Source organism: Thioclava sp. IC9, assembly GCF_002213225.1.
Lineage (GTDB): Bacteria > Pseudomonadota > Alphaproteobacteria > Rhodobacterales > Rhodobacteraceae > Thioclava > Thioclava nitratireducens.
The window spans coordinates 127,587-135,071 of the sequence record NZ_NBNX01000007.1; the positions used below are offsets into that span (position 1 = coordinate 127,587).

General features: G+C 60.3%; 5 protein-coding genes and 1 pseudogene. 3 read left to right on the plus strand and 3 right to left on the minus strand.

Annotation, left to right across the window (positions count from 1 at the left end; all coding sequences use genetic code 11):
* Positions 1-4: 4 nt before the first annotated feature.
* The 3 genes and pseudogenes from gyrB to B6V76_RS17090 all read left to right on the plus strand — a co-directional run bounded on the left by gyrB (position 5) and on the right by B6V76_RS17090 (position 4,808).
* A complete protein-coding gene (gene gyrB, locus B6V76_RS17085) occupies positions 5-2,455 on the plus strand; it encodes a DNA topoisomerase (ATP-hydrolyzing) subunit B (RefSeq protein WP_075776770.1) in 2,451 nt (816 codons plus the stop codon).
* A gap of 576 nt (positions 2,456-3,031) precedes the next feature.
* A complete protein-coding gene (locus B6V76_RS19745) occupies positions 3,032-3,451 on the plus strand; it encodes a hypothetical protein (protein ID WP_141104934.1) in 420 nt (139 codons plus the stop codon).
* Between the two features lie 163 nt (positions 3,452-3,614).
* Positions 3,615-4,808 (plus strand): annotated as a pseudogene (locus tag B6V76_RS17090) (IS3 family transposase).
* A gap of 393 nt (positions 4,809-5,201) precedes the next feature.
* Here B6V76_RS17090 and B6V76_RS19750 read toward each other — a convergent pair.
* The 3 genes from B6V76_RS19750 to B6V76_RS20085 all read right to left on the minus strand — a co-directional run.
* On the minus strand, positions 5,202-6,872 hold the full coding sequence (locus tag B6V76_RS19750) for a hypothetical protein (protein WP_141104935.1): 1,671 nt from the start codon (positions 6,870-6,872) through the stop codon (positions 5,202-5,204).
* Complete coding sequence (locus B6V76_RS17110; RefSeq protein WP_088728013.1) at positions 6,869-7,231, minus strand: hypothetical protein; 363 nt, start codon at positions 7,229-7,231, stop codon at positions 6,869-6,871. The genes B6V76_RS19750 and B6V76_RS17110 overlap by 4 nt, the downstream gene beginning before the upstream one ends.
* A partial coding sequence (locus B6V76_RS20085; RefSeq protein ID WP_206184228.1) for a hypothetical protein occupies positions 7,212-7,485 on the minus strand: 274 nt, incomplete at its 5' end. The genes B6V76_RS17110 and B6V76_RS20085, both read right to left, overlap by 20 nt.

Sequence of the window (7,485 nt, forward strand, 5' to 3'; positions counted from 1 at the left end):
AGGCATGACCGACGACACCCCGAAGAAGAACGCATACGGCGCCGATTCCATCAAGGTTCTCAAGGGCTTGGAGGCCGTTAGGAAACGGCCCGGCATGTATATCGGCGATACCGATGACGGCTCGGGCCTGCACCACATGGTTTACGAGGTCGTCGATAACGGCATCGACGAAGCCTTGGCGGGGCACGCCGACTACGTTGCCGTGAAAATTCACGCGGATTCTTCGGTCTCCGTGCGTGATAATGGGCGCGGGATTCCCGTCGACATTCACGCCGAAGAAGGCGTCTCCGCGGCCGAGGTCATCATGACCCAGCTGCACGCCGGCGGGAAATTCAACAACACCGACGACGACGGCAACGCCTACAAGGTGTCGGGCGGTCTGCACGGGGTTGGCGTCTCGGTGGTGAACGCGCTGTCGGACTGGCTGGAACTGACGGTTTGGCGCGACGGCAAGATCCACAAGGCGCGCTTCGAGCATGGCGAATGCGTAGAGCATGTGCATGTCGTGGGCGAGGCACCGAACGAGAGCGGCACCGAGGTGCGCTTCCTCGCGTCAAGCAAGGAAGACGATCCCGAGGGCACCTTCTCGAACCGTGAGTTCGTCTTCGCCACGCTGGAAAAGCGTCTGCGCGAACTGGCCTTCCTGAACTCCGGCGTTCGTATCATCATCGAAGACGAGCGCCCCGCCGAGCCGCTCAAGACCGAGCTGCACTATGAAGGCGGCGTTCGGGAATTTGTGAAATATCTGGATCGATCGAAAAACGCCGTGATGGAGGACCCGATCTACATGGTCGGCGAGGTGCGCGGCATCGGCGTCGAATGCGCGATGTGGTGGAACGACAGCTACCACGAAACCGTGCTGCCCTTCACCAACAACATTCCGCAGCGTGACGGCGGCACCCATATGGCGGGCCTGCGCGGGGCGCTGACCCGCACGATCACGAAATACGCGCAGGAAAGCGGCATCGCCAAGCGCGAGAAGGTCGACTTCACCGGCGACGACGCGCGCGAAGGTCTGACCTGCGTGCTCTCGGTGAAAGTGCCCGATCCTAAATTCTCCAGCCAGACCAAGGACAAGCTGGTCTCCTCCGAGGTCCGTCCGGCGGTCGAGAACCTCGTGAACGAGAAGCTCGCCGAATGGTTCGAGGAAAACCCGAACGAGGCCAAGCAGATCGTCGGCAAGATTATCGAGGCTGCGTTGGCCCGGGAAGCTGCTCGCAAGGCACGCGAACTCACGCGCCGCAAGACGGTGATGGATGTGGCCTCCCTGCCCGGCAAGCTCGCCGACTGTCAGGAGAAGGATCCGTCGCTCTCCGAAGTCTTCCTCGTCGAGGGTGACTCCGCGGGCGGTTCAGCCAAGCAGGGCCGCGAGCGCAAGAACCAGGCGGTGCTGCCGCTGCGCGGTAAGATTCTCAACGTCGAGCGCGCGCGCTTCGACCGGATGCTCAGCTCGGATCAGATCGGCACGCTGATCACCGCGCTCGGCACCGGAATCGGTCGTGACGAATTCAACATCGACAAGCTGCGCTACCACAAGATCGTCATCATGACGGATGCGGATGTCGATGGTGCGCACATCCGAACGCTTCTGCTGACCTTCTTCTTTCGCCAGATGCCCGAGATCATCGAGCACGGCTACCTCTACATCGCGCAGCCGCCGCTTTACAAAGTCGCGCGCGGCAAGTCCGAGGTCTACCTAAAGGATCAGACCGCGCTGGAGGATTACCTGATCGATATGGGCGTCGAAGGGGCGATTCTGCGGCTCAACACCGGTGAGGAGATCAGCGGTCAGGATCTCAAGCGCGTCGTGGAAGAGGCCCGCCTGATCAAGCGGATCCTCGCAACCTTCCCGACCCATTACCCGCATCACATCCTCGAACAGGCCGCGATCGCGGGCGCTATGGTGCCGGGCAAGATCGACGGAGACGCGCAGGGCGTCGCGAACTCGGTGGCCGAGCGCCTCGACCTCGTCGCTCTGGAATACGAGCGCGGCTGGCAGGGCCGTCCGACGCAGGATCACGGCATCCGCCTCGCCCGCGTTCTGCGCGGCGTGGAAGAGGTCCGCACGCTCGACGGTGCCGTGCTGCGCTCGGGCGAAGCGCGCCGTCTGGGCAGCCAGACCGAGCAGCTGCAAGAGGTCTACGACCGCCCGGCGAAGCTGGTGCGCAAAGAGCGCGAAATCCTGATCCACGGCCCGCTCGAACTGCTCGACGCGATCTTGAACGAGGGAGAAAAGGGCCTGAGCCTGCAGCGCTACAAGGGTTTGGGCGAAATGAACCCCGAGCAGCTGTGGGAAACCACGCTCGACCCCTCCGCGCGGACCCTGCTTCAGGTGCGAGTCGAGGACGTGGCCGAGGCCGAGGACATCTTCTCGAAGCTGATGGGCGACGTCGTGGAACCCCGCCGCGAGTTCATCCAACAGAACGCCCTGGCGGTGGAGAACCTCGATTTCTGATGGGTTGTAGGTTTGCGCAAAGCTTTGCGTTCTACCCAAAGGTTTGCGCAATTTGCGCATAAGTTTGCGCGGTCGGAAAATTGCTATGAATCGTCAATCGGAATTTTTTCGATTTTTTCCGTTGGCGATCAGGGAGTTTTTCCACCCCGCATCGCTCAAGGCTCAAGCGCAAGAGCTCGCGTCGATTCCGGTCGTTCATCAAGCGTGATGCGGACGCCGCGACCCTGTGTTGTCCGGAAGTTTGACGCTTTCGGCCCAGACCGGTCATTCAGTCGATGACCCAATGCTGCGTTGCAGCCCGTCGAAGCGGTCGTTCGTGCATCGCGCAGCATTTTTGAGGAATGAGAGGCGGTAAAGCGGACCTTCCAGTCATTTACGGATCTGCTCACCCCGTGGTGCAGCTTCACCAGACCGAACATTCGCCGTCCGTTGGCTCTTGTGCAGATCGTGACTGGGAGTGAGATTGATCACAAGATGATCAATGACGATGCCACGGTAAGTTTTGAACAGATGAAAGGGGCTATCGGCTCGCTGATTTTTTTATGGTCGCAGATCGAAAGAGAATTGGCATAGTCCTTGGATGCGCTGCAGATTAAAGGTTTACGTTCATCAAAGCCCGCGCACGGGATCGCCCGGAGGCTTGCCCTCTGGTCTGGCCAAATCCATCCTCGCAACGGACAGCGTGAGCTGGCTTCAAAGCTGACGGATGTTCTTGCTGCTCACCTAAGAGAAGCTCTATCCGTCAGGAACCTCGTCTGTCACGGTCTCATTGGGATCACCGCGAAGATCCATCCAGAAGGCAATGAGGCTCACCTCACTGTGGAACTTGGTGACATCAGCAAAAATCTGACCTGGACGGAGTTGCAGATAATGTTCGGGTGGATGTCGAGGGCGCACTGGTTAATTCGCGATTTGACCACTGCCTCACTTGAGCCAGATCACTTGCGTGCTGAAAACTTGCTTCTTGGATGGCAGGCATTTCCAGATCTCAGTTAAGGGCCCATACCGGCGTCCAGTTGTTCCCTACGATGTTACGCCGCGGCTCATCATTACGGACTTTCGCCTAAACTGCGTATGTTTCAGTTGCGAAGGTTTGACCTGCTCCCCTGAAATGTCCTCGTTTTGAGGTTAGCCTGTTCTCCAGACGAGGAGGCAGACGATGAAGAGAAGCCGGTTCAGCGAAGAGCAGATCATTGGCATCCTGAAGGAGCACCAGGCCGGGCTGGGCGCGAAGGAGCTGTGCCGCAATCATGGCATCAGCGACGCGACCTTCTACAAGTGGCGCTCGAGATATGGCGGCATGGAGGTGTCGGACGCCCGCCGGCTGAAGGCGCTGGAGGCCGAGAACGCGAAGCTGAAGAGTTCGCAGTGACCGTGGCCCCGGTGGGGCCGCGTAAGTGCGTAGAACGCTGGCCGAACAGATGCTCGACGTCGCGACGCTGAAGGAGATGTTGGGAATGGGAGCAGGCGAACGCCATGCGTTCGAGAGAGCCTGCGGGCGCTTCTGAGGCCCGGTTCGAGGCTGCGCGTCGTGGATGGGGCCATGAAGGAGAAGAGCTACTCGCAGCGGCGGGCCTGTGCGCTGGCCGGGATCGACCCGCGCGTGTACCGGCGGCAGCCGACCAGGCCGGAGGACCGGGAGTTGCGCGAGCGGCTGCGGGAGGTGTCGGGCGAGAGGCGGAGGTTCGGATATCGGCGTCTGCACATCCTGCTGCGGCGGGAGGGCTGGGCGTTGAACTGGAAGAAGCTCTACCGGATCTACCGGGAAGAAGGCTTAACAGTCCGTAAACGGGGCGGTCGCAAGCGGGCACTGGGAACCAGGGCGCCGATGGCGATCCCGCAGGGGCCGAACCAGCGCTGGAGCCTCGACTTCGTGTCGGACAGCCTCAGCGATGGCCGCCGCTTCCGGATCCTGTGCGTGATCGACGACTTCAGCCGGGAATGTCTGGCTGCGGTCGTCGACACCTCGCTCTCCGGCATCCGGGTCGCCCGGGAGCTGGACCGGATCGCCGAGGTCAGAGGCCATCCCTGCATGGTGGTCAGCGATAATGGGACCGAGCTGACCAGCAACGCCATCCTCAAATGGCAGGAGGAGCGCCGGGTCGAATGGCACTACATCGCGCCGGGGAAACCGATGCAGAAGGGCTTTGTCGAGAGCTTCAATGGCCGCCTCAGGAACGAATGCCTCAACGAGCACCTGTTCGCCAACCTGCGTCATGCCCGCAGTCTGATCGCGGCGTGGCGTGATGACTACAACCATCACCGCCCCCACACGAGCCTCGACGGGCTCACCCCGTGGGAGTATCACCAAAGGTCGAAAGAGGACCAAACCCTGAACAGAGCTAACCTATAAACGCGGACTCGAAGGGGAGCAGGTCAGTCTTAGTCTACGCGTTTTGGGACCGATCACGCACGGTCAAACGTTGCTAGTGCGCCACACTCTTGAACGCGCTCCGCCTGCTTCCACATTGCTTCTGCGGGGCTTAGCACAACGCAAGAGACCGCCCGAAGGCGGCTGTGAGCGTCTTGATCCGAGTTCGGTAGAAGTGGTTGCGGGAGGGCGCAACCGCCGAAGTCTACGATGTATACGTGCGCTCAATTAGTGGGCCTAATTTCGTAAGCCTGAAAAACAACTATTCAGAAGTTTTCCTCGATCCTAGGAACGAATAGTGATCGGAGTGGAGGTGCTGAAATACGCGCTCGAGCGACTGCCGGTCGCCCATTGAGCTCGTGACGCCCGAAGCGTTCACGGCCCGCCGGGGAGAATATCGTCGTTATCCTCGGACGCGACGATTTCTGCTGGCTCGAGCGCGTCTTCGACCCTTTCATCCTCATCACCCTTGGAACCCCCAAGGCGATCGAGAAGCGCTTTAATCCGCAGGTCCAACTCGTTCAGCCCACACGCCGCAAGCGTTCGTGCACGAGGGCCATCAATTCGATGACCTCCATCTCTCGTTTCTCGCGTTTCTGCGCTTCCTTGCGAAACGCTTCGATCGCGTCGCCCATCATAGTCGCGGCTTTCGCGATCTGCTGCGAGATCGCGCCGAGATCCTCGATCATCTGATCCAGTCGCTCGACCACCCCGCGCTCCTTCTCGATTGCCAGGAGCGCCTGGAGATCTGGAATGAGTTCCGCGATACGTCGGTTCGACTCGATCAAATCCAGGATGTCCTGACGTTTCACTTGGCTCGAGTTGCTTTGTGTATCGGCCATTGAGGGCCTCCAATTTTTTGCGTGGTTCGGCAAAGAGGTTTTCGGGAAGCGCGGTAACGAGGCGCGCGACGAGCCCGCCCATAAGGCGCTCGGTTACAAGACGATGGAGGAGGCCAGCGATCGGCCGCAGCCCCCTGTCCTTCTGACGAAAAGCGCGTCGCGCTGGCTTGGGCGCGGGCGCGAGGAATTCCGAGAGCCCTTCGAAGGTGTCGGGCTTCGCGAATTTATGCCGCTCGGAAACATCTTCGGCCATCTCGAGCCAGCGCGAGGCGAGCCTCTCGGGGGCGGCTCTCAATATCTTCTGGCGTTCTTCGTTCCAGCTAGGCCAGCGTGAGACGGTTTCATCGCATTCCTCGCTCATCAGTGGGCCCCGGAAGGTCACCAGCCGTTCAATCCCCTCGGAGCGAAAGACAAAGGTAGTTCCGAAATCCGAGCTTTTCCTAAACGTCAGGCCGAAGTCTTTCGCGACTGGCATGATCGCCTTTTGTAAATCCTGGCGGGTCAGAGCCCCGCGCTCGGCGAGAATACTCGATGCCTCGTTGATGACTGCGGGGATGAACCCTTCCAGGACTTCATACGGGGAGCGTCGCAGGTTTCTCCGCGCTTCAGCCAGCTGTTTGACGATATCATTCGGCAGCTTGATGAGCCGCGCATGATCCAGATTCCCCGGGTCATCGAAGCCGCAATGCGCGTTTACGGTGTCGACGAAAGCCCACCAAAGGTCATGCGCGCGCTCGCCTGGTGGGGAGGGATTGTGTGCACGCACCCGGCCATCCGCGCGGATCACGCACCGCGGGAGCGCGAAATTCAACTCGAGCTTTCCGGTGTGCGTATGTGTCGTAACGAGAGCTGCGGGCCGGCGGTCGTAGGGCACAGCGGGAAACGCGACCTCCAGAGCCAGATCGACAATGCGCCGCACCCTGTCACGCACATCCGGATCGCCCGCATTGAGCGCCCGGGCCGAGATATCGTCCTCCGTGAATGTGAGCGTGAAAGCCGACAGACGGTGCTTATGGTTCAGGGCCCCAAGCGTGGTCAGGACGTGCGCAGGAGTGCCGCGCAGCAGCTCGGGTGACGGATGCCGCCGCACCAAAATGAACGAGGTGTTCACCCGCTTTTCGGCCGTTTCTGCGGCGAAATAATTGACCAGCCGCTGATAGTCGCCGAGGGTGTGCCCCTTGAATTTCGTCCAGCCGATGATCATTGCACCGGCCCGCTTTTGCGCAGCGCGCTCTCCACCTTGATCAGCATGCCCTCGCATTGCACGAGAGCATTCAAGGCCTTCGGCTCGATCTTGCCCGTAGAGACCAATTCCCGCGCAATGCCGCGAAGGATTTCGTTGAGCTCACAGAGCGCCCATTCGACCCTGATCAGGATTGCGGCCGACGGCTTGCCGCGCGGGGAGTTGTCCGCCGCGAGAGTGCATCGACAGACATGATCGGAGATCGAGAGATCAGCCGCCGAAGCTGCGTTCTTGATCCCGGCCCATTCGGCATCCGTTGCCCGGATCTCGCGCCGCTTGCGCTTAACGTCGACCTCACATTCAACTTCTGTGTCCTTCATCTGCGCTCCTCCTTGGACATGTGATACCCGGCACGCGGGTTAACTTGATGGTGTCCTCAGTATGGAAAGCGGACCTGAAAAAACGGTCAGAGAAAATCACAGAAAGAGAAAAGCTGGGTTTTGATCCGGAAAAGCCTGCGCCGCGCCCTACCCCAGAACCCTTCACATGAACACCAAGGGCGTATTCCGTTGAAAAACTCGCGCTTGATTGCTGGGCGTGGCGCTGATTCAATTCCGACATCAGGTGGGGGGAT